General features: G+C 41.1%; 17 protein-coding genes. 9 read left to right on the forward strand and 8 right to left on the reverse strand.

Going from position 1 to position 21287, the window contains the following annotated elements; all coding sequences use genetic code 11:
* Positions 1-4: 4 nt before the first annotated feature.
* Complete coding sequence (gene lgt, locus LC454_RS04605; protein WP_223580072.1) at positions 5-832, reverse strand: prolipoprotein diacylglyceryl transferase; 828 nt, start codon at positions 830-832, stop codon at positions 5-7.
* A gap of 530 nt (positions 833-1362) precedes the next feature.
* Between lgt and LC454_RS04610 the strand changes: the two genes are divergently transcribed.
* The 6 genes from LC454_RS04610 (at position 1363) to LC454_RS04635 (ending at position 10599) form a co-directional block, all read left to right on the forward strand.
* Positions 1363-3291 carry a sensor histidine kinase gene (locus LC454_RS04610; protein ID WP_223580073.1) on the forward strand — a complete coding sequence of 643 codons (1929 nt, stop codon included), beginning with the start codon at positions 1363-1365 and terminating at the stop codon, positions 3289-3291.
* Between the two features lie 12 nt (positions 3292-3303).
* Positions 3304-4038, forward strand: coding sequence for a LytR/AlgR family response regulator transcription factor (locus LC454_RS04615; RefSeq protein WP_223580074.1), 735 nt, complete (start codon positions 3304-3306; stop codon positions 4036-4038).
* 141 nt (positions 4039-4179) lie between these two features.
* Positions 4180-4926: an ImuA family protein gene (locus LC454_RS04620; RefSeq protein WP_223580075.1), complete on the forward strand. Its 747-nt coding sequence runs from the start codon at positions 4180-4182 to the stop codon at positions 4924-4926.
* Positions 4923-6425 carry a Y-family DNA polymerase gene (locus tag LC454_RS04625; RefSeq protein ID WP_223580076.1) on the forward strand — a complete coding sequence of 501 codons (1503 nt, stop codon included), beginning with the start codon at positions 4923-4925 and terminating at the stop codon, positions 6423-6425. The genes LC454_RS04620 and LC454_RS04625 overlap by 4 nt, the downstream gene beginning before the upstream one ends.
* Positions 6425-9568, forward strand: coding sequence for an error-prone DNA polymerase (locus LC454_RS04630; RefSeq protein WP_317196244.1), 3144 nt, complete (start codon positions 6425-6427; stop codon positions 9566-9568). The genes LC454_RS04625 and LC454_RS04630 overlap by 1 nt, the downstream gene beginning before the upstream one ends.
* Before the next feature lie 80 nt (positions 9569-9648).
* The gene (locus LC454_RS04635; RefSeq protein WP_223580077.1) at positions 9649-10599 is read left to right on the forward strand and encodes a hypothetical protein; all 951 of its coding nucleotides are present in this window, start codon (positions 9649-9651) and stop codon (positions 10597-10599) included.
* On the opposite strand, the gene LC454_RS04640 is transcribed toward LC454_RS04635, so the two are convergent.
* Positions 10596-12050, reverse strand: coding sequence for an MFS transporter (locus LC454_RS04640; RefSeq protein WP_223580078.1), 1455 nt, complete (start codon positions 12048-12050; stop codon positions 10596-10598). The genes LC454_RS04635 and LC454_RS04640 overlap by 4 nt on opposite strands.
* 118 nt (positions 12051-12168) lie before the next feature.
* Between LC454_RS04640 and LC454_RS04645 the strand changes: the two genes are divergently transcribed.
* On the forward strand, positions 12169-12507 hold the full coding sequence (locus LC454_RS04645; RefSeq protein WP_120257919.1) for a winged helix-turn-helix transcriptional regulator: 339 nt from the start codon (positions 12169-12171) through the stop codon (positions 12505-12507).
* A gap of 31 nt (positions 12508-12538) precedes the next feature.
* On the opposite strand, the gene LC454_RS04650 is transcribed toward LC454_RS04645, so the two are convergent.
* Entirely contained in the window at positions 12539-13459 is a 921-nt protein-coding gene (locus LC454_RS04650) for an EamA family transporter (RefSeq protein WP_223580080.1), read from the reverse strand.
* Between the two features lie 30 nt (positions 13460-13489).
* Positions 13490-14482, reverse strand: a complete 993-nt coding sequence (locus LC454_RS04655) for a 2-hydroxyacid dehydrogenase (RefSeq protein ID WP_223580082.1) — start codon at positions 14480-14482, stop codon at positions 13490-13492.
* Between the two features lie 168 nt (positions 14483-14650).
* Here LC454_RS04655 and LC454_RS04660 point away from each other — a divergent pair, with 168 nt between their 5' ends.
* Positions 14651-15718 carry an NAD(P)H-dependent flavin oxidoreductase gene (locus tag LC454_RS04660; RefSeq protein ID WP_223580084.1) on the forward strand — a complete coding sequence of 356 codons (1068 nt, stop codon included), beginning with the start codon at positions 14651-14653 and terminating at the stop codon, positions 15716-15718.
* Between the two features lie 156 nt (positions 15719-15874).
* Positions 15875-16591, forward strand: a complete 717-nt coding sequence (locus tag LC454_RS04665) for an MIP family channel protein (protein ID WP_223580086.1) — start codon at positions 15875-15877, stop codon at positions 16589-16591.
* A 104-nt stretch (positions 16592-16695) separates the two neighbouring features.
* Here LC454_RS04665 and LC454_RS04670 read toward each other — a convergent pair whose 3' ends face one another.
* The 4 genes from LC454_RS04670 to LC454_RS04685 all read right to left on the reverse strand — a co-directional run bounded on the left by LC454_RS04670 (position 16696) and on the right by LC454_RS04685 (position 21279).
* Positions 16696-17721: a threonine aldolase family protein gene (locus tag LC454_RS04670; protein ID WP_223580088.1), complete on the reverse strand. Its 1026-nt coding sequence runs from the start codon at positions 17719-17721 to the stop codon at positions 16696-16698.
* Between the two features lie 289 nt (positions 17722-18010).
* Positions 18011-20062: a glycoside hydrolase family 16 protein gene (locus tag LC454_RS04675; protein WP_223580090.1), complete on the reverse strand. Its 2052-nt coding sequence runs from the start codon at positions 20060-20062 to the stop codon at positions 18011-18013.
* Complete coding sequence (locus LC454_RS04680) at positions 20063-20332, reverse strand: RagB/SusD family nutrient uptake outer membrane protein (protein WP_223580093.1); 270 nt, start codon at positions 20330-20332, stop codon at positions 20063-20065.
* Between the two features lie 137 nt (positions 20333-20469).
* Positions 20470-21279 (reverse strand): hypothetical protein, encoded by an 810-nt coding sequence (locus LC454_RS04685; RefSeq protein ID WP_223580094.1) that lies wholly within the window; start codon positions 21277-21279, stop codon positions 20470-20472.
* Between the last annotated feature and the right edge of the window lie 8 nt (positions 21280-21287).

A 21287-nucleotide genomic window follows, 5' to 3' on the forward strand; every position in this document is an offset into this window, starting at 1 on the left:
TTGACTAACTTTTGGTTTGCAACTGCTGCTGTGTTTTTTTTCTACTGTTGAGGATAAGTAAAACAGATCCGATAAGTATAAATGGGATACTCAGTAGCTGTCCCATATTAATGAACAATGAATTTTCAAAATCTTCCTGATTGAGTTTTAGAAACTCATCTAAAAATCGAAAGGAAAACAATAGGATCAACAATAAAGCGAAGCAATTTCCAATGTTGTTTTTTAGGATTGGTTTTGTCCATAGATAACGTAGTAACAGAAATAGGATGATACAAAACAATGCTTCGTATAACTGAGCCGGATGCCGTGGTATTTGATCGATAGAAGTGAAAATAAAAGCCCAGGGCATGTTTGTTGGCGTACCTATCATCTCCGAATTCATTAGATTACCCAGGCGGATACACGCTCCAGCGATAGGGACCACCAATGCGATTCGATCTGCAACCCAAAGGAAGGGAAGCTTTTGCTTCTTCGCGAACAAGAAAATAGAGACCAAAATACCAATGCCACCGCCATGACTAGCCAGACCACCTTCCCATATGGCGAATATCTTTAGCGGATTACTGAAATAATACGAGGGATCATAAAATAAGACATGCCCCATACGTGCACCTATAATTGTGCCCACGACAATATAGATACTGAGCTGATCCAAAAATTCGACGGCTCGGCCTTCCTTTTTAAACATTGTCCATAACAGTCTGTAGCATAGGATAATTCCAAGTAGCCAAAATATACCGTACCAACGGATAGGGTGATTGATGATCGGTATGGTAAAGATGTCGCTATTGACATCCCAAGTGATGAAATTCAATATTAAGCTACTCGTCATTATGCCTTACAATATTTCGTGTATGGTATTAGTATAATGGGGAGGTTATTTGTTACATTAAATCATTAAAATAAATTCAATAAGCATGTTATTGGTTCGGAAACTAGGTCATTTAATGCAAATATTGATGCTCCCTGTACGATTGTTAAAATGCCTAATTCATCTTTTTTCGATCCTGTATATTTGTTTGTCAATAAGACAGCATGACGAAGTTTTTTTTATAAGCAAGCTGATTTAGAAGATTGCGGACCTACCTGTTTAGGATGAACCGTAAGCAGTATGTTTCTATGTATCTTTAATCCATTAAGAGTCATACTTAAATATCAGGAAAGTTAAATATTTTTGAACTCAGGTATATTGTTTTGTTGGGAATATTCCGATATTCGATTACTTATTGATGCAACCCTGATGAGCGTTATACCTTAACGTTTAAAATATCGTACTCATCATAGCGGCATTGTTATTTTAAATTACAGAAGGACATAAGTATACCTTTGGAGAAGAACAAAAGTGAATTAATAAATATTCTGATGAAATTATATAGAACTGGAGCGTTTTACTGTCTTATCGTGGTTTTACTGCTGGTCCAGTTATTTTCTTGTCATCAGAATAAGCCCCAGGACGCACAGAAGGCTACGGTCGTAGCCAACGACTCTCTTGACCTGAGCTATGAGAATGCGATGCTGAGCTATCTTTCAACACAGGATTTCAAGAGTGCAGTCCTTGTACACAAGAAAAGAAATGAACTGCTTAAAGATGGCTATTTTGAGCATTCTCCTTACAGTTCGATTCTGTTGGCCTACGAATATTTACTGGATGATAATATAGATTCCGTCGAAATTGCGCTAAAAAATCTGGAAGGGCAAAAATTATCTTCGGATTTGGCTGTTTTAAAGGATTATCTGGGGATTCGTGCCAATTTCAGTTTTCATGATGTAACCAGCGGAACGATGATGGAGCAGATTATTGATGCGAAGGAGTACGCTTTAGCACATGAAAGTGTGTTTACCTTTCTGTTCTATAATCTATTAGCCAATGCAGAATACCGACAGGCAAAATACCGAGAGGCTTTGAAAGATGTTGAGTCCTGGTATCATTATCATCCCAATAAATCCAACGCACATGTCTCTCAGGCCTATCAGGAAATGAAGTTTATGCAATATATTGCTTTGCATGATTATGAGAAACTAAAAGGTACTTTGGACAGTTGTAAACACTATGCAAATGCAACCAAGGACTCGGCCATCATCATGCGGATGTATGACTTACAGTCGCAATATTATTTTAGTATTAACAACAATCTCAAAGCAATAGAGGCGTCCAAGAAGTACTTCAATTATCTAGAAGCATCCAATACCCTCAATGCATATATTTTTGCAAATCTTGGCAAGAATTTCCTGAACAATAATCAGGTGGATTCGGCCATATTTTATTTTAATTCCGGTCTCCGATTCATCAAAAAGCATAATATTAAGCATAATAAAATGTTTTATTATAAAAATCTGCAATTAGCTTATGCATCAAAGGGAGATTATGAACGGGCCTATTTTGCATTGGATTCAACTTTTCAAGATTATAAACTGAGTACACAGCGGATCGAAGCTGAGAAAATCAACGATATCAATACAAAATACCAAACAGAGAAAAAGGATCAGGCAATTACGCTGTTAAGAACAACAAACGCATTCAATCATAAGATACTGGTGCAACAACGTTGGATATTTGTTATTCTATTGGCCCTGGTATTCAGTATCGCATTTTTTATCTATTTCAGAAATAAACAGAAATTGCTGCAAAATATCAATCAACGTATTCTTGCGGAGAATAAGCAGCTTATTTTAGAACAAAAAACAAGGCAAAACCAATTAAATCCACATTTTATATACAATGCCATTGCCAACCTACAGGGATTGATCAGTAGCGAACAAAAGGCAAAGGCTAATCAATATCTGCTCTTATTGTCCCGTCAGATCCGTGATATCCTTGAATTGAATAGGGAAGAATATATTTCATTGGATCAGGAAATTAAATCATTAAATAATTATATACTTTTACAGCAGATGCGTTATCAAGATGTGTTTGGTTTTCAGATTGAGACTGACGATCTGGATCTGGATGATGTCATGATTCCACCAATGATCATACAGCCATTTGTGGAAAACGCCATTGAGCATGCGTTTAAGAATTTACCTTATATGGGACACCTGGAGATTTCTTTCCGTACACATGAAAATCAACTGCATGTCAGCATCTGTGACAATGGTTGGGGGATGCAAGTATCTAAGGAGCATGTTCCCCACAAGACCTCCTTATCGCAGATCATTACAAAGGAACGTTTGGAGCTTTTGTTTGTGGATGCTGAACCGGAAGCACGGATTGAAATAACACCAAACTATAACGATGATCAGCGTGGTTATAAAGTCGAAATTTATATTCCACTTGTTTTATATTTTAACTAAAAAATCAATATTATGAAAGTCTATATTCTTGAAGATGAGTATAATATATACTTGTATATAAAGTCACTCCTGGATAGTATCCCTTATGTTCAAATCGTCGGTTACAGCCCTTCAATTGCTCAGGCTGAGCGGGAGCTACTGGCAACTAACCCCGATTTAATTTTGGCTGACATTCAGCTGAAAGATGGTTCAAGTTTATCCTTTCTCTCTGAACTTAAATTGGATATCAATACGATTTTTATTACAGCATTCAATCAATACGCCATTGAAGCACTTAATATCGGAGCCATTGCGTATCTGTTGAAACCTTTGGTGCCCGACCAGTTTATCGAAGCGATCGAAAAATGTTATAAAAAGAATACTGAATATCGATTCAATAGCATGCAGTTAAATATGGCGGAGAGCTATCTAAAAGCGCCTAATAAACCAAAAAAAATAGCCTTACGTACTTTTGAATATACACAGATTGTGAATATCGACGATGTGCTTTATTGCCATGGCGACAAGGGATATACCACATTTTATATCAAAGACAACAAGCCTATGATGGTTTCTAAAGTATTGAAACACTTCGAAACTATGTTGCCTGAAACAGAGTTTATCCGATGTCATCAATCTTATCTGATCAATGCAAACTATATTAAAAAATATTTTAAAGATGGTCAGTTGGAGATGGCAGATGGTAAAATGATTCCTGTAGCGACGAGAAAGAAGGATGTTATTCAGCAATTTCTGAATGATTTCTAATGGAAACGTAAGTTCTTTTGGAACCGAAAAGAAGGCTTATCCTTATTTATAAATCCTGAAAAGCTAAAAAATATAGCAACTTTGTTTTAATACTAAAATTATTAGTATTAAATTTGCTTAAACTTTAAGACGGAGGTGGCTATGTTATTAACAGAAAAAAAAGCTTTAATCGGCCAATTGAAAAAGGACCTGTTGGTATGGCAGGGAGTACCACAAAAATCGGCTGATGTACTACCGATGGGCCTTGGTCCATTGGAAGAGGCTTTCCCCAACGGAATTTTCCCCAGGGGAGTGATTCACGAATTTGTTAGTTTTGATCGGATAGGAGGAGCCGTTTCTTGTGGTTTTATCAGCGGTCTGTTGGGCAAGCTGATGCGTAATGGTGGGATCTGCATTTGGATAAGTTGCTTTCATTCACTATTCCCTACTGCCCTGAAATCGTTTGGTGTTGTTCCTGAAAATGTCATTTTCGTTCGTATGGAACGGGAAAAGGATGTTTTATGGGCGATGGAAGAGGCTCTAAAGTGTGAAGGGATAACAGCTGTACTGGCTGAGATACATCATTTGGACTTTGTACAGTCGCGGCGCTTGCAGCTGGCTGTGGAGAAAAGTGCAGTAACGGGATTTATCCTACAGCATAACCCGAGGTTACTGGGAGCAACAGCCTGTGCTGCACGATGGAAAATTAGCTCACTGCCAAGCCAATTGGAAGATGGACTGCCGGGAATTGGTTATCCGAGTTGGGATATAGCCTTGTTGAAAGTCCGGAACGGAAATCCGGGGCGATGGCAGATCACATGGACTGCTGGCGGCTTTGAGCCTGTTGCTAAAACAAGGCAAGAGACTGAAAACTGGGCTCAATCTTATCATAACCGGGGATTGGCATGAAAAAGCGATTTGCCTCCTTGTGGTTTCGCCATCTAAAAACAGACTGGATGGCTGTTGGGCATCCCCAGCTCAGGGGAATACCTTTTGTATTGGCGATTTCCACCCATGGAAAGCTGATCGTCAATGCCAGTAATCATCTGGCTGAACAGGAAGGTATATATCCTGGTTTGGCCATTGCTGATGCAAAGGCATTTTTACCCTCCTTAAAAGTGATCAATGAACGTCCGGGGTTAACGGAAAAATTGCTCCATAGCATTGCACATTGGTGTATCAGGTATACACCTGTCGTAGCGATAGACCCGCCCGAAGGAATGATTTTGGATATCAGTGGTTGTGCCCACCTCTGGGGTGGAGAAGAATCTTATGTCCAACATATCGTATCCAGGTTTAAGCAACATGGCTACGATGTGCAGATGAGTATTGCGGATACCATCGGTGCAGCTTGGGCAATAGCCCGTTTTGGCAAGGAAAACAGCATTGTAAAGACGGATAGGCAGTTTGATGCCTTATTGACTTTACCAGCCCAGGCACTTCGACTGGAAGGTGCTGTATTAGCACGATTACAAAGCATTGGCTTGAAAACAATTGGAAGTTTTGCGGCCATGCCGCGTACAGCATTGCGTAGGCGTTTCGGAAACCATTTGCTGCTCCGCTTGGATCAGGCTATCGGACATGAAGATGAATTTATTGTTTCCATAAAGCCAATCTTTCCCTATGAGGAACGGTTGCCCTGTCTGGAACCGATCCGTACAGCCGATGGCATTGAGCTTGTCCTCCAGCAGCTTTTACGTGCAATCTGTAAACGCCTGATCGGTGAAGGAAAAGGTGTACGGGAGGCTGTATTACAATGTCACCGTGTTGACGGAAAAATCGAACAGATCAACATCGGAACCAATCGGGCGACAGCGCATGAACATCACTTGTTTCAGTTATTTGCCTTGAAGATCGCACAGATAGAACCTGCATTGGGTATTGAACTGTTTATCCTGGAGGTACCCAAGGTGGAAGAGGCCGATCCTGTGCAGGAGAATTTATGGGGCAATCGCATTGGACTAGATAATCCTATGGTGACCGAATTATTGGACCGTCTGAAAAGCAGAGACCCCAACTGTGATATTTCACGTTATTTGCCCGCAGCACATTATTGGCCTGAGCGCTCCATGAAAACTGCCGGTTCAGTCCAGGAAGTCGCTACTGTTGACTGGCAAACGGAAAGACCCCGGCCCACACGTCTGTTGACTATACCAGAACCTATTCTGGTTACAGCGCCTATTCCCGACTATCCACCATTGTTATTTCGCTACAAAGGGGAAGTCTATACCATTAAAAAGGCAGATGGGCCAGAGCGCATTGAACGGGAATGGTGGATAGATAAAGGTGAACATCGTGATTATTATGCCGTTGAGGATGAGAAAGGTCAGCGATTTTGGCTTTACCGTTCGGGGCATTACGACGACAGTTTGTCCAATCAATGGTTTTTACATGGTTTTTTTGCATAATGATGGGTTATTGTGAATTACAGGTAACGAGCAATTTTAGTTTTCTGGAAGGGGCTTCCAATCCGGAAGAACTGATGGAACATGCAGCACAATTGGGGTACCGCAAAATTGCGGTTACTGACCGGAATAGTTTTGCTGGTATTGTTCGCGCCCATAGTGCCGCGAAGAAGCACGGTATTACACTTATTCCAGCTTGTCGTCTGGACTTACAGGATGGTCCAAGTTTATTGGCGTATCCAACCGATAAAGAAGCTTATGGCCGGTTATCATCCTTATTGACTGTAGGCAATCTGCGGGCTGAAAAAGGAAAATGTCATCTCTATCGATCGGATGTTTATCAGTATAAGGAAGGAATTCGATTTATCATTTGTCCACCCACTCGGTTAACGGCTACCTTTGAACTGGAAGCCGGTTTTCTCACTTTTGTAACGGAATATAAGCAGCAACTGGGCGCGGCCCTGTATTTGGGTGTCAAACGGCTATATCGTGGTGACGATGCAAAGCTCTTGTTCCGTATGCAACAATTGGGCGACAACCTTACTATTCCTCTTGTTGCTTTGGGGGATGTCTATTATCATGTACCCGAACGGCGGGAATTACAGGATGTTTTAACCTGCATCCGGGAGAAATGCACCATTCAGAATGCAGGATTTAAATTGTATCCCAATGCCGAACGTTATCTGAAACCTATCGCGGAAATGGAGCGCCTGTTTAGACCTTATCCTGAAGCCATCGCACGGACAATGGAAATAGCAGCAGCATGTAGCTTCTCCCTAGATGATCTAAAATATGTTTATCCAGATGAACTGTCTTCTAATGGGCGTACCGCGCAGGAAGAATTGGTCTATTTGACATGGAAAGGGGCGAAAGATAGGTTTGGTGATCAGATTCCTGATGCTATCCGGGATACCATCCAGATGGAACTTGATTTTATCGAACGGAAAAACTACGCTTCTTATTTTCTGACCGTCTATGATTATGTGCGTTTTGCAAAAGAAAGGGGCATTTTATGTCAAGGACGTGGTTCGGCGGCCAATTCGACGATTTGTTATTGCCTAGGCATTACCTCAGTCAATCCTGCTGAATTCAGGTTGCTCTTTGCACGGTTTATGTCCGATGCGCGGGATGAACCACCTGATATCGATGTCGATTTTGAACATGAACGCCGTGAAGAGGTGATCCAGTACATCTATGAGAAATATGGTCGCAACCGTGCAGCTATTGTGGCGACGGTGACACAGGTACGCGCCAAAGGAGCTGTACGTGATGTAGGGAAAGCCATGGGACTATCCATGGATACTGTCGGCCGTCTGGCGGGCGTGGTCAGCAGTCATTGGGATGATTATATTGATCTGGAGCGCTTGAAGGAACAAGGCTTTAATCCCGACGATCCGCATTTGCGTAAGGTACTCGAATTGACGCATCAGTATATCGGGTTTCCAAGGCAGCTGGGGCAGCATACCGGTGGTTTTGTTATTACACAGGGTAATCTGCACGAGCTCTGTCCCTTGGTAAATGCCCGCATGGATAACCGAACCAACCTGGAGTGGAACAAAGATGATCTGGAGGCACTGGGTTTCCTCAAAGTAGATGTACTGGCATTGGGGATGCTGACCTGTATCCGGAAGGCTTTTGATCTTGCCAAAAGGCATTATGGGCTGGATCTGACGTTGGCCAAGATTGGTGAAGTTGAAGATCCAAAGGTATATGATATGATCTGTCATGCCGATACACTGGGGGTATTTCAGATTGAGAGCCGGGCGCAGATGTCCATGTTGCCAAGACTAAAGCCCAGGAAATTTTATGATCTGGTTATTGAGGTGGCAATTGTACGTCCGGGGCCGATACAGGGGGATATGGTGCATCCGTACCTGCGCCGTCGTAATAAAGAAGAGGATGTGGATTATCCTAAGGAAGAAATTAGGGAAATTTTGGAAAAAACGTTGGGTGTTCCGCTGTTTCAGGAGCAGGCCATGGAGATTGCGATCGTTGCGGCTGGATTCACACCTGCCGAGGCGGATGAACTGCGGCGCAGTATGGCGACCTTTAAAGCAAAAGGGCAGGTATCAGTCTTTAAACAAAAGATGATAGACGGTATGGTAAAGAAAGATTATACCGTAGAATTTGCCGAACGGGTTTTTCGGCAGCTGGAAGGATTCGGGAGTTACGGCTTTCCGGAAAGTCATGCGGCTTCTTTTGCGTTGTTGGTCTATGTTTCATCATGGATCAAATGCCATTATCCTGATATTTTTGCAGCATCCTTGCTCAATAGTCAGCCTATGGGATTCTATCAGCCTGCGCAGATCGTTATTGATGCGGAGCGCCATGGGGTGAAAATTCTACCCATAGATATCAACCACTCCTTTTGGGATAATACCCTGGAAGGTGAAATGGGGCACCCGCATGCGCTGCGTTTGGGCTTACGTCAGATCAAGGGATTTTCGGAGGAAGAAGCGCTGTTGCTGACCTCGGCGCGCCAACATGGATATTCGGCGATCACAACCATGATGGAAGTTGGGTTGTCCCTATCTGCTCTGGAAAGGCTGGCTGAAGCGGATGCTTTCCGTTCACTGGGCATCGATCGTCGGAGGGCATTATGGGAAATCACTGCTTTAGGGGATCGTCCCATTGGATTATTTGAAGGGAAACCGTCACCACAAAGTATAGAAGGGCAGATTGAGCTACCTTTGTTGCGTCCCAGCCAACATGTCGTAGCGGATTATGCAAGAACCGGGTTGTCCATTAAAGCGCATCCAGTAAGTTTCCTACGTGACAAATTGGATCTTCTGCATGTTGTACCAACCGAAAAATTAAACCTGATCAAAAACAATATGCCCGTAAAGGTATGCGGATTAATTACAGTGCGGCAGCGTCCGGGAACATCCAAGGGCGTGTTATTTGTGACCATTGAAGATGATACCGGATTTGCAAATGTGGTTATCTGGAGTAAAGTATTCGAAAAATACCGAAAGGAGATCCTTCGGGCTAAATTGTTTATGGTTGCCGGAAAAGTACAGGTAGAGGGAGAGGTGATCCATATCATTGCCGAACGCTGTTTTGATATGTCAGGTTTATTAAAAAATCTGGCGGAAGAGGATGAGCAGGTGAATGATGTTTTTTATAAAGGAAGAAATTTTCATTGATCTTCCATTTATTAATCTCATTTTTGAATATCTTAAAGAACATAGCATAACAGGAATAAACTGAAATAAGATACAAGCAGATGAACAAAACTATTCTCGTCAACAAGATCGAAATTGATAAAGAAATAATTATAGATTTAATTAAACAGGGTAATTACGATGGCGCTATTAAACTAATCGCCAATCGCGCAAATGTAAAATTGAAAACAGCCCGCGATATTGTCCAAATGTTTGAGGAAGGTGATATTGATCTTTTCGATGGTAAAGACTTATTTTTAGTTGATTATGACGAAGTTTCTCTCAGCAATTCCACGGTTCGTCAAGAGCCTGTACCATCTTCTTTTTTGGAAGTAGAAAAAGACAAAAGCAAAGGAGCAGGAAGTAAAAAGGGCTTAATAATAGGCTTAGCTGTACTTGTGATAGGTTTTGTTTTTTTACGTTATGTTGTTGGTTTTAACCATATCGGACATCATTTGTCGGAACTAGCTCAGGTATTTGGTAAAAATGATGAGGGGACGGCTGCATTGGATGCTGATACGGCAGCGCGGGGATCTTCCTTAGAACCCGGTGTCACCCGCGTAGCTGATGTGGAGGACTTTCGTCCTGTAGATACCAATCTTCTTGCTCCTGAATTCAAATCGGCTGAGATAGCAAAGATTAAAAATGCTCAATTTGATAAATTAATTCCTGCCAAGAAGTCTCCAACAGATGAAGATGCACAATTGGCTTTAATCTATCTCACGAATAGACGATTGACAGATGTTATTATTGAACAAAAGCTGAATATCAAAATTGGCAAATGTTATGAAAACCCCAAGAAAGAGGGCAACCAACACTGTGTAAGCTGCATGATATTACTCTATAACCGCGAAAAGAAGACTTGGCAAGAAGCTCCCAATGGGGAGAATTTCCTAGACAACGCCTATGATTTTTATCTTCCTGAAGGTGGGGATACATGGGAAGCAAAGTCGCTCAGTATGCACATACCTTATGATTATGCATTATTCAAAAAATACGAAGGAAAAGATTAATTCAGTACTTCACAGTCATGATTTTGCTGAGCGGTGATACCATTGTCTTTCTTTTTCCCAATTGTGGGGAGGTAGGCAATACAACAGACAACCAAGATGAGTAATAGCATCGATACTGTCGTCGCATAACCATAAGCAGCAGTAATATTATTCAGCTGGAAGAAGGTGTTTCCCTTTTCATGTAGGAAAAGCCCGACAACAAAAGCAATACCGAGGCAGATAGATAGCTGTTGTATCGTGAGGTAGATGGCAGATCCTACACCAATTAATTCCTTGTTGACATCTTTTAATGCGAGTGTCATCAAGGAGGGGAGTACACTACCACATCCAAGCCCATAAATGAAAAATAGCAGATGAAGCTGATCAGTCGCGATAATCTCTTTGTTGAGAACGAGCAGATGAAAGAACAGACCTATAACCATTGTGCCCAATCCGACCAGTACCACTGCTTTCCCATAACGTTGAATCAACTTGTTGACCATAAGGCTTGCAACGACATACCCAATACCTTGGTAAACGAAAGCGACACCAGTCATCGTAGCAGTGTAGCTCTTGTGATTCTGCAAATAATTGGAATTAATAATAAAATAGGCATCTTGGACCATGTAGTAGGCTAGTGCTGCTATCAGACCAAGGTTGAAAACCTTGCTGCGAAATAGTGAGAAGTTAAAAAGCGCCTGTTGTCCGGTTTGGTATACTCTCCTCTGCTTTTTCAGGAACAGCAATGTTAAGATGAGCGCGGTCCCCAACAGCAGGATACACCAGATCGGCCAATGCAGTTCAGGTCCCATGATCAAGGGGTATATCATGCCTATCATGAGTATAAATAAAGTCAGCATCGGTATAAATGAGATCGTGGATTTGGGGTTTGCCTGATCGCTAGGGACATAACGATAAGCGGTAATGCAGGCAAGGATACCAATGGGAATATTAATGAGGAAAATAAGACGCCAGCTTTCCTGTATCCAGGATTGGTCAGGAAGCAATCCTCCAAGCAGCTGGCCAATGACAGAGGCAACACCTGCAATACTGCCATATATTCCCAACGCCATTGATCGTTTTGTCGCATCTTCAAAAAGTAAGGTAATTAATGCGATGCCCTGTGGTACCATCATACCTGAACTAATTCCCTGGAGCAGCCTGCCGATTAATAAGAAATAGATATTGGTTGACAGACCACATAAGATCGAAGCAAAAGTAAAACCGGCCATACCCAGTAGGTATAATTTCTTTTTGCCAAAATAATCTCCGGCATTGCCTGCATTGATCAGCAGGCTAGCATAGCCAATGATATATAGGATAATGATCCATTGTGTCGCACTATTACTCAGATCTAAGGCATGCTGTATGGTCGGTAAAGAAACATTGATAATGAATAGATCGATGACAAACAAAAAGATGCCAATGGATAGGATAGAAATATGAAGCAAATCTTTAATTTGGAAGCGCATATAGAAAGTTTTTGATAATTTTATAGTCAAAAGTAGTTTGGAAATTTTTTATGATCAAGTAGTTATAAATTATGTACTTGGTATGGTTTTATGAACTAATGGTCAGTATGAGGTGATTATGGACGAAAAAAAAAGTGAGTTTTTTGGAAGTTGTTGCGATGTCAATGGTATTTTCAAGATTATAGGCGGAAAATGGAAGGTCTTACTGATCAAAGCCATTGCAAGGGAGTGTCCTAAGCGGTTTGGGGAATTACGAAGGGAAATGGACGATATGGCACAGACAACATTAACGGTACAATTACGGGAGTTGGAACGCGATGGTATCCTGTGCCGACAGATTTATGCAGAATCACCACCACGGGTAGAATATAAACTCAGCGATCTGGGGAAAACATTGTTGCCAATTATTGAGCGGCTCGACGAATGGTGGTTAAGCTATAAAAGTGAACGTGTATAGGAAGGATTAGGTAATGCATCCTGGTAGTTTCCTATACAGTATGCATTTCTTCTTTTTTTGAGGTTCCCAATAAAACAATAGTCAGTATAATACATGCAGTGCCCATCCAGTCGGTAAAGGCAAAAGGTGTGTTAAGCCATAATACCGCCATTAATGCCGCTGATAAAGGTTCTGCGGAAGCGAGAAGGCTGGTTTTTTGACCGCCAATTAATTTGACTGCTGTGAGGTACGCGTAAAAAGGGATGAGGGTTCCAAAAATAACGATAAACGATGTATAGGTATAGGTCTGCATATCCCAGAGACCAGCTACATCCCAGGGAGCCCTGACAAAACAGAATGCGATTCCGCCAATGAGCATACCCCAGCCAATGACAACTGTTGATTTATACTTATTAAGGAGATGAACAGGTTGTAAGGTATAAAAGGCCAGTGTTACTGCCGACACTATTCCAAAGAACAGGGCTATTCCAGAGATCGACAATGTTCCTATTTTACCATGGGTGACCAGCAAAAACGTACCTAATACGGCCAGTAAAATTGCGAGGCATGTTTTGCCGTTGGGAAATTTTCGCTCTTTTAACGCAATATAGATCGCGATCATAACCGGACCAGTGTATTGCATCACCGTTGCTGTAGCAGCATTGGAATAGTTAATCGCAGCAAAATAGGAATATTGAACAGCAAGTACACCAACAATACTAAATAAGAGCAGGTCAATGGCATCTTTACGGTTGCTCCAGATAGACCATAAGTCCCGGCGGTTATTTGCTCTTGCTAAAATTAAGAGGACAGCACCTGTTACCAACATTCTAATGGTAATCAGCCATTCGACATTTACCCCTCGTTGTTGAAAAAGAAATTGACCAAAAGTTCCGGAAACACCCCAAAGTATGGCTGCGCTAACAGCCAATAAAAAGCCTTTCAAAACTTTATTGTTCTCTGTATTATTCATGTTAAAAATTAATGACCTTTGGATGTACTGCTATAAGATTACCTCATTGTCGGTCGTGCCTGTGGTTAATATATCACCAATACTTTTTAATGTGCGTTGAGAAATTTGGGTTAGCGCTTCTGTTGTGAAAAAGGCCTGATGTGCTGTAACCAAAACATTTGGAAAACTCATCAACAACTGAATGGTGTCATCTTCTATAATAACGGTGGAAAGATCTTTAAAAAATAGTTTCTCTTCCTGTTCATAAACATCAATTCCTAGCAATCCTATTTTTCGCTCTTTCAATGCGCTAATGGCATCATTGGTATGAATAAGATTACCACGACTCGTATTGATAATGGTTACCCCATCCTTCATTTTTGCTAGCGATTCTTTGTTGATGAGGTAATGGTTGTCTGGTGTAAGGGGGCAATGCAATGAGATGATATCGGAGTCCCTAAATAATTGATCAAGAGTTGTATACTGAACACCGGCTGTGATCAGGTCCTGATCAGGATACAGATCATACGCGATGACCTCCGCTCCAAACCCGAGGGCAATTCGGATAAAGGCTTTCCCGATTTTCCCTGTTCCGATAACGCCAATCTTCTTTTGATAGATATTGAAGCCCAACAAGCCATTTAAGGCAAAGTTTTGCTCACGGACACGATTATAGGCTTTGTGTGTTTTTCGGTTGAGTGTCAATAGCATGGCCATCGTGTGTTCAGCAACGGCTTCAGGAGAATATGCGGGCACACGACAGACTTGGATACCAAATTCTTTCGCTGCATCCAAATCTACATTATTGAAACCTGCACATCGCAAGGCGATTAATTTTACGCCTTTTTGAGCAAGGATTTCTATCACTGTGCGGTCCAACTTGTCATTGACAAAAACACAAACAACCTCTTCATTGTCAATTGCATTAACAATATGAGGTCCGAGATGGGTTTCATAAAAATTGAATTGAAAACCGTAGGTTTCGTTTTCCCGTTCAAAAAATATTTTATCGTATGGTTTGGTTGAAAAGAAAGCTATTTTCATAAAATTGTATTTCCTAGGTAAATATACAGTATTAATTTTTTATCCGGTTTAAAGTTTGTCGAATAAATGCGGTTGATGCTTGCAAAATGCCCAATAAAAGCGGTAAATTAGTTTAAAATCACAATTAAGTTATCCTATTTAACTTTTGATGATAAAAATCACTTCGGCATGAACTGGTCAACTCAAATTACACAGTCATTAGGTACAATATATCCGATCGTACAAGCGCCTATGTTTGGTGTTACAACCCCCGAAATGGTCGCAGCAGCTTCAGGAATTGGCGCTTTAGGTACATTGGCCCTCGGAGATTTATCCTACGAAAAATGTATGAATGCCATTGCTGCAACGAAAAAACTGACGACACGGCCTTTTGCAGTCAATATCTTTGTCAATAGCATGCCAGAGCTGTCAGAAAGTCTGAGATCCCACTATGATAAGGTGAGTTCCTTTGTAACAGCATTAGCTCATCAGCATGGACTAGCGGTCGTGCTACCGAAGTTTGAGGAAATTCATTTGACGGATTATCGAGAACAAGTAGCTGCTATTATCGCAAGCCAGTGCAGAATCGTCAGTTTTATTTTTGGCAATCTAGACGATGGGAGCATAGGTCTTTTAAAGGAAAATAAGATTATCCTGATCGGTACCTGCACATCCGTTGAGGAGGCCCTGATATTGGAAAAATCAGGTGTTGATATTATTTGTGTACAGGGGCTAGAGGCTGGTGGCCATCGCGGAAGCTTCAATGATATTGCTATTCCACAGATTGGCGGACTGGCATTGTTGTCGCAAGTACATGATCATATAAGTAAACCCTTGATTTATGCAGGCGGGATATACAATGCCAATACTTTGCTGGCGGCGAGACAATTGGGAGCTGCTGGTTTTCAGGTTGGCAGTTTATTGCTTAAATCCGAGGAAAGTGCGTTGTTGGATTTTGAAAAACAACGTCTAAGTAGGGTGAAAGAATCAGATATTGTATTGACCAGGAGTTTTTCGGGAAGGTTTACTAGGGCGATAAAGAACACTTTTATTGAGACCTTGGATGGTACCGATTATATTTTACCTTATCCCTATCAAAATAAGTTGACGAATGCGTTGCGAACGGCTGCCAAAGCGAATAAAAATATAGATTTTGTCGGTATATGGCTAGGGCAATCCATTCATTTCTATCGGGATGATTCGACGGGGGATATACTCAAGGCGCTGATCCAGGAAGTTGAAGCGCTGGTAGGTTGAAATGAAATAGCGAGGCAATATCGAATATAACTAGAAATATAGGACTGCTTTGATTTACGGAGGATGTAGATATTGTTCTACAATAATTTATTCGTTATTCTTGTTTTATATAAAAAATGATTAAATTAGAGTTAACTAAGTTATAAACAGATTCATATGGAAATTAAAACATCTTCAAAGTTTGTTGCCGAACTAATTGGAACATTTGGTTTGGTACTGTTTGGTTGTGGTGCGGCCGCTATTGCTGGAGCCAATACCATGGGGGGACTTTCAGGGCTAGGCCTCTTGGGTATTGCTGTAGCGTTTGGTCTTTCGGTAGTGGTTTTCGCCTACGCTATTGGAGGGATTTCGGGCTGTCATATTAACCCAGCGGTGACAGTAGGCGTACTACTGGCCGGAAAAATGTCCGCTAAGGACGCGATTGTCTATATCATTGCGCAGTTTATCGGTGCACTTTTGGGTGCCTTTGTATTGCAACAGATTTTGAGTGGGCAATTAGCCGGCTTTTCGGCAGGAGAGTGGGCTTATGGATCCAATGGATGGGGAAAAGGTTATCAAAACGAGTATGGTCAAACTTCAGCCTTCCTAATCGAAGCAGTTTTAACTTTTCTCTTTCTTTTCGTCATATTGGCTACAACCTCAAAGGTAGGTAATGGTACTATGGCAGGTTTAGCAATCGGATTTACATTGCTTTTGATCCACTTGGTGGCGATCCCGGTGACGGGTACTTCGGTTAATCCTGCGCGTTCATTCGGTCCTGCGATCCTTGCTGGAGGCAATGCATTATCGCAATTGTGGTTATTTATCGTCGCGCCATTAGTTGGTGCAGCTGCCGCAGCTGGTGTATGGAGAGCACTGGAACCTAAAGATTAATTTTTTGTTATAAAACTGAAGCGCGCAAGGATTCTATTATTTCCTTGCGCGCTTTTTTTGCTTTTATAGAGTAGTTATCGCTCAGCAAATAATCCTCTTTTCCTTTAGGCTTCCTGCAAATCCCGAATAAAAGCTTCAACTTTTTCCTCATCAGTCGCCCAAGAGGTGATGAGTCGAATCGCGGTATGCTCAGCATCGATATTTTTCCAGTTATAGAATTGGTAATGCTGGCTCAATCGTTCAATGATCTTCTTTGGAAGAATAGGGAACAACTGATTTGTGGTGGATTCTGTTAGAAAAGTATAGCCCTTTTCACGAACTGCTGACGCAATACGCATGGCCAGGGCATTTGCCTGCCGAGCCAGATCGAAATAGAGATCATCTTTAAATAGTTCTAGAAACTGAATTGAAAGAATACGCCCTTTGGCCAACATAGCACCTTTTTGTTTGATTGCATATTCAAAATCTATAGCCAATTCAGGTTTATTAAAGATAATGGCTTCTCCCAAAAGCGCTCCATTTTTGGTGCCACCAATATAAAAGACATCGGTATATTCGCTGATGGCAGCGAGTGTCAAATCGCTATTTTCAGCGGTAAGTGCATGTCCCAACCTGGCACCATCGAGATACAGTAGCAAATGATGGGATTGACAGAATTGAAAGAGTGCCTTGAGTTCATCACGCGTGTAAATTGTGCCAATTTCTGTTGAATTGGAGATATAGACAATACGTGGTTTTACGACATGGGGAGCTAACGCATAAGCCTCCAGAACATTACCAATATCTTCAGGCCTTAATTTCCCATCGGCCGTTTCGGTTGTGATAACTTTGTGCCCGGTGGCTTCGATTGCACCTGTTTCATTTGCTGCAATATGTCCCGTTTTTGCACTTATTACAGCCTCATGGACACGCAACAAAAACGATATGACCAATAAATTTGTTTGCGTTCCTCCAGATACGAAATAGATACCTGCATCTGGGTTGTTTAATTTTTCTTTTAAAATTGCTTTTGCCTGTTGTGCATATTCATCCTCTCCATATCCGGATTGCTGCACAAGATTGGTTTCAATAAGTTTATCTAAAATACGGGGGTGGGCCCCTTCCGAATAGTCGTTTTTAAAGTTGTACATAGTAAGTGTTTTAGCTCAGGTGTTTTTCTAATTAAGCAATGGCTATTGCAGTTTTTCCAATCTTTCATACCAAAAAGATGAACAGAGAAAAGTCAATCGCCGCTTGCGTTTTCAAAAATATAAATACGTTCTTACTTTTTCCTGCTTTTGAGCAAAAAAACATGTTCGGGATCATTGATTACTTCGTTTTTCGCTAAATCTGCAATGAAGCAATCCTAAAAAGTAAAACCGCTTGTCAAGCGATTATGACAAGCGGTTTTGTTTTAAAACGGGAATATCGAATGAACTTTTAATTTAGTAAATCATAGACACGTACATAGTCAACTTCAAATGTCACAGGGAATATGCTGTCATCGACGCCTTCCTTGCCTCCCCAGTTGCCACCCACTGCCAAATTGATGAGCCAATGGAAGTTTTGGTCAAAGGGCCATTCTTTAAAACTCTTGTGCTCATTGTCAACATGAAAGATTTCATGGTCATCCACAAAACCTTTGATGTAGGAGGGGGTCCAGTCAACCCGATAGTTGTGAAACTCATCGGAAACTCCTGTAACCTGTCTTTTACTTGTTTTTTGCGTATTTATACCATGATTGTAAGCTTTGGTATGCGTCGAAATATGAACGACATCCTGATCGTAGCCAACATGTTCGAGAATATCTATTTCACCTGAGTTGGGCCATCCTCCATATTTCCAATCGGTCGGAAGCATCCAGATAGCAGGCCAGGTGCCACGACCTTTAGGTAATTTGGCACGGGCCTCAAATCTTCCATAAGTAAAATCGCCTTTATTCTTGCTGACCAATCGAGCTGAGGTATAGGATTTGCCGCCTTTATTTTCTTTTTTTGCTGTAATCTTTAACAGGCCATCTTCTACCTTGGAATTCGTTAATGATGCGCCCATATAATATTGCAGTTCGTTGTTACCCCAGCCGTCATCTAAAGAACCGACATCGTATGACCATTTGTTCTTATCTGGTAGACCCGAATAGTTAAATTCGTCGGACCAGCTCGGTGAAGGAGAAAAATGATAGGTAATGTCTCCTGTTTTAGCCGAATCTGAATTCACATAAAATGGAATATTCGCTGTCGCGACATTATTGTTTCCATCGCTTGCATAAACAAATAGGCGATAGGCGCCTGCTTTGGTGGGAGCGGTGATAGATCCCTTGGTATCGAAATTACTTTTGATATAGTCGGATAGTGCTTGAGGTCTTTCTTCACGGTCACCACCTTCTTTAAGATCTGTACTCTCATGGAGGAGTTCCCAACGGATCTGTAATTTATCCCCATCTGGATCTTTTACAAAGACTTCGATGGGATATTCCACACCTGATTCAAGATAGATAAAATCTTTTGCCTGCCTGTTGTCCAACAAAAAGGAGTCCAGTTGCGGAGCCCGATTGTTGGGCCATTTGCCCGACCAGAGATAATGCATTACATCAACGACTTCATTTTCTTCTCCCGCTTCGGTAAACAAACCATACCAGGTTGGTGTGCGTTCTTGTTTTTGTCCCCACAGAAAGACATAGGAACCCAGGCAGTTTTTGTCCTGACCGATCGAAGCTTCGTACCTGGATTTATAGACGGCTGCCTTCTGACTACTGCTCTCCTCAATGGATGCTCCCCATGGAGTCTGTAGACTTTCCCAATGGCCCGTAGGTCCCCATTCCGTGACGATATAAGCTTTATTCCAGCCTACTTTTTTTAATTCTTGGGGAACAGCGGCGAGTCCACCGTATACCTGCACGGCAATAAGATCTAGAGCAGGACACTTTAACTTGATATAATCAATCTCTTTTTGATTTATACCCGCAAGCATGGTCGTTACCAAGTGATTGGGATCTAATTCATGGATCATTTTTGCAATATCATTGACGGCATCCCAGACTTTGGGATTGCTGTAATGAAGGTTGAGCTCATTGCCGATGCCCCAGGCCAATAAGGCTGGATGATCTTTGTATTTCAGGATGACTGTGCGAAGGTATTCTTTCTGTTTGGCAACCGCCGTTTGATCGTTATAATCGAAACCGTGTCTTTCTGTTTTCACATCCAGCCCTAAGGTGACCGTAAGCCCCAACTGCTGTGCTTTATTTAGGATTTCATCCGCGCCTTGTGGACTCCAAGTACGTATGGAGTTGCCTCCATACGCTTTTAATTGTTCCATATTGCTTGTTCCGCCCGCTCCCTTGATAAAGTAGGGTTTTCCACCACGCATGATTGTAAAGCCACCGTTAACTTTGGCGATTGCTGTTTTTATGACTTTCCCTTTTTGTCCCCATACAATAGGAACGAAGAGAAGGTTTAGCAATAATAATGTTATTAATCTTCCTGCTGTCTTCATTTATCTAAAGTTAGGATTTGCATCTATTTGGGTCTGTGGTATAGGGAGAAACTCGCTTACACCGGGAATGAATTTTGAGCCAAAGACATCTTTTGCACGCCCCGTACGAACCAAGTCATTGAAACGTTCGCCCCACCATTCACAGGCAAATTCAGCACGACGCTCATCAAGTATCTGATTTAGGGTGACATTTGCACATAGCTGGCGAAATTGTTTGCTGATTGCCATGGACTGAGATACCATCCGTTTTCTTAAAATATAATTATACATGTCTAAACAAGTAGAGTTCTTTCAAAGTTTACACAACCCAGAGATTCGTTTTTCCAATATATTATTAATATTATTTTTTATAGGTGATATAAGTGCTTTTTTTACTTTTAAAGTTTGTCAAATTATGGTCATTTTTACTAGCCTACTTGTTGAGGAAACCATTTCTTAGTATACCATTCTTTGACTACAGCGAGAACCCATTTTTTATGAAGGCTATTTATTCCAAGTTGAGAGGTTAGAGATTCCTCCATAGAAGAGAAACTTAGTAAAATATTTTGATCGAAATATTGAGTATAGGAGAGCCATTTCTCCAATGTTGATGATTTCTCACTATCGATGTAATGTGAATCCAATAATTCAAAAACTTCTTTTTCATTAACTAGGTTTTTTAATTCTTGGTCGTTTTTGTAATCTATATTTATGAAGGGCAAATCTATCATATTTCGATTATTTATTGTATAGGTTTCATGTATTTTTTTGATTAATTTTACTAAGAGATAAAGTATGATATTAAGAAAGTTATTTAATGAAAAATCTTCATCTGTTAATGTGATAATAAGTTTAAAAGTAGTTTCAGAAAATTCTCTTTCCCAAGTACTGGATCCAATGTGCTTAAACCGATCCCAAACCAGCGTATTGTTCTCATAAGACATCCAGAAAAAGGAACCCCCTATATATTGTTTTGATTCTAAAGATGGCTTATACTGGAGGTAATTACTGAAAATAGCATTAGAAAGATGCCGTATAATTTTATGGTTTTCCTGTAGTGAAGATATAGCCAAACGAATATGTTCTCCTTTTTCTTCCGAAAAAGAAACTAAGTATCTTAAGGAAAGAGAACTTATCTTATGCTCAAAGTCTAAGATTTCATATACTAAACGTGACCATTCTTTCCTATTATAATAAATTGATAGGTAATTCCATGAAATATTATTTTGTCGTAGCATAATGCAAA

Origin of the sequence: Sphingobacterium sp. GVS05A, assembly GCF_019969845.1 — a bacterium.
GTDB lineage: Bacteria > Bacteroidota > Bacteroidia > Sphingobacteriales > Sphingobacteriaceae > Sphingobacterium.

Coding starts and splice junctions, on each gene's coding strand:
- LC454_RS04680 (WP_223580093.1), bottom strand. CDS start 20,332: ATGTATAATTATATTTTAAGAAAACGGATGGTATCTCAGTCCATGGCA.
- LC454_RS04645 (WP_120257919.1), top strand. CDS start 12,169: ATGGACGAAAAAAAAAGTGAGTTTTTTGGAAGTTGTTGCGATGTCAAT.
- LC454_RS04650 (WP_223580080.1), bottom strand. CDS start 13,459: ATGAATAATACAGAGAACAATAAAGTTTTGAAAGGCTTTTTATTGGCT.
- LC454_RS04635 (WP_223580077.1), top strand. CDS start 9,649: ATGAACAAAACTATTCTCGTCAACAAGATCGAAATTGATAAAGAAATA.
- LC454_RS04675 (WP_223580090.1), bottom strand. CDS start 20,062: ATGAAGACAGCAGGAAGATTAATAACATTATTATTGCTAAACCTTCTC.
- LC454_RS04615 (WP_223580074.1), top strand. CDS start 3,304: ATGAAAGTCTATATTCTTGAAGATGAGTATAATATATACTTGTATATA.
- LC454_RS04685 (WP_223580094.1), bottom strand. CDS start 21,279: ATGCTACGACAAAATAATATTTCATGGAATTACCTATCAATTTATTAT.
- LC454_RS04655 (WP_223580082.1), bottom strand. CDS start 14,482: ATGAAAATAGCTTTCTTTTCAACCAAACCATACGATAAAATATTTTTT.
- LC454_RS04610 (WP_223580073.1), top strand. CDS start 1,363: ATGAAATTATATAGAACTGGAGCGTTTTACTGTCTTATCGTGGTTTTA.
- LC454_RS04625 (WP_223580076.1), top strand. CDS start 4,923: ATGAAAAAGCGATTTGCCTCCTTGTGGTTTCGCCATCTAAAAACAGAC.
- LC454_RS04630 (WP_317196244.1), top strand. CDS start 6,425: ATGATGGGTTATTGTGAATTACAGGTAACGAGCAATTTTAGTTTTCTG.
- LC454_RS04670 (WP_223580088.1), bottom strand. CDS start 17,721: ATGTACAACTTTAAAAACGACTATTCGGAAGGGGCCCACCCCCGTATT.
- LC454_RS04660 (WP_223580084.1), top strand. CDS start 14,651: ATGAACTGGTCAACTCAAATTACACAGTCATTAGGTACAATATATCCG.
- LC454_RS04640 (WP_223580078.1), bottom strand. CDS start 12,050: ATGCGCTTCCAAATTAAAGATTTGCTTCATATTTCTATCCTATCCATT.
- LC454_RS04620 (WP_223580075.1), top strand. CDS start 4,180: ATGTTATTAACAGAAAAAAAAGCTTTAATCGGCCAATTGAAAAAGGAC.
- LC454_RS04665 (WP_223580086.1), top strand. CDS start 15,875: ATGGAAATTAAAACATCTTCAAAGTTTGTTGCCGAACTAATTGGAACA.
- lgt (WP_223580072.1), bottom strand. CDS start 832: ATGACGAGTAGCTTAATATTGAATTTCATCACTTGGGATGTCAATAGC.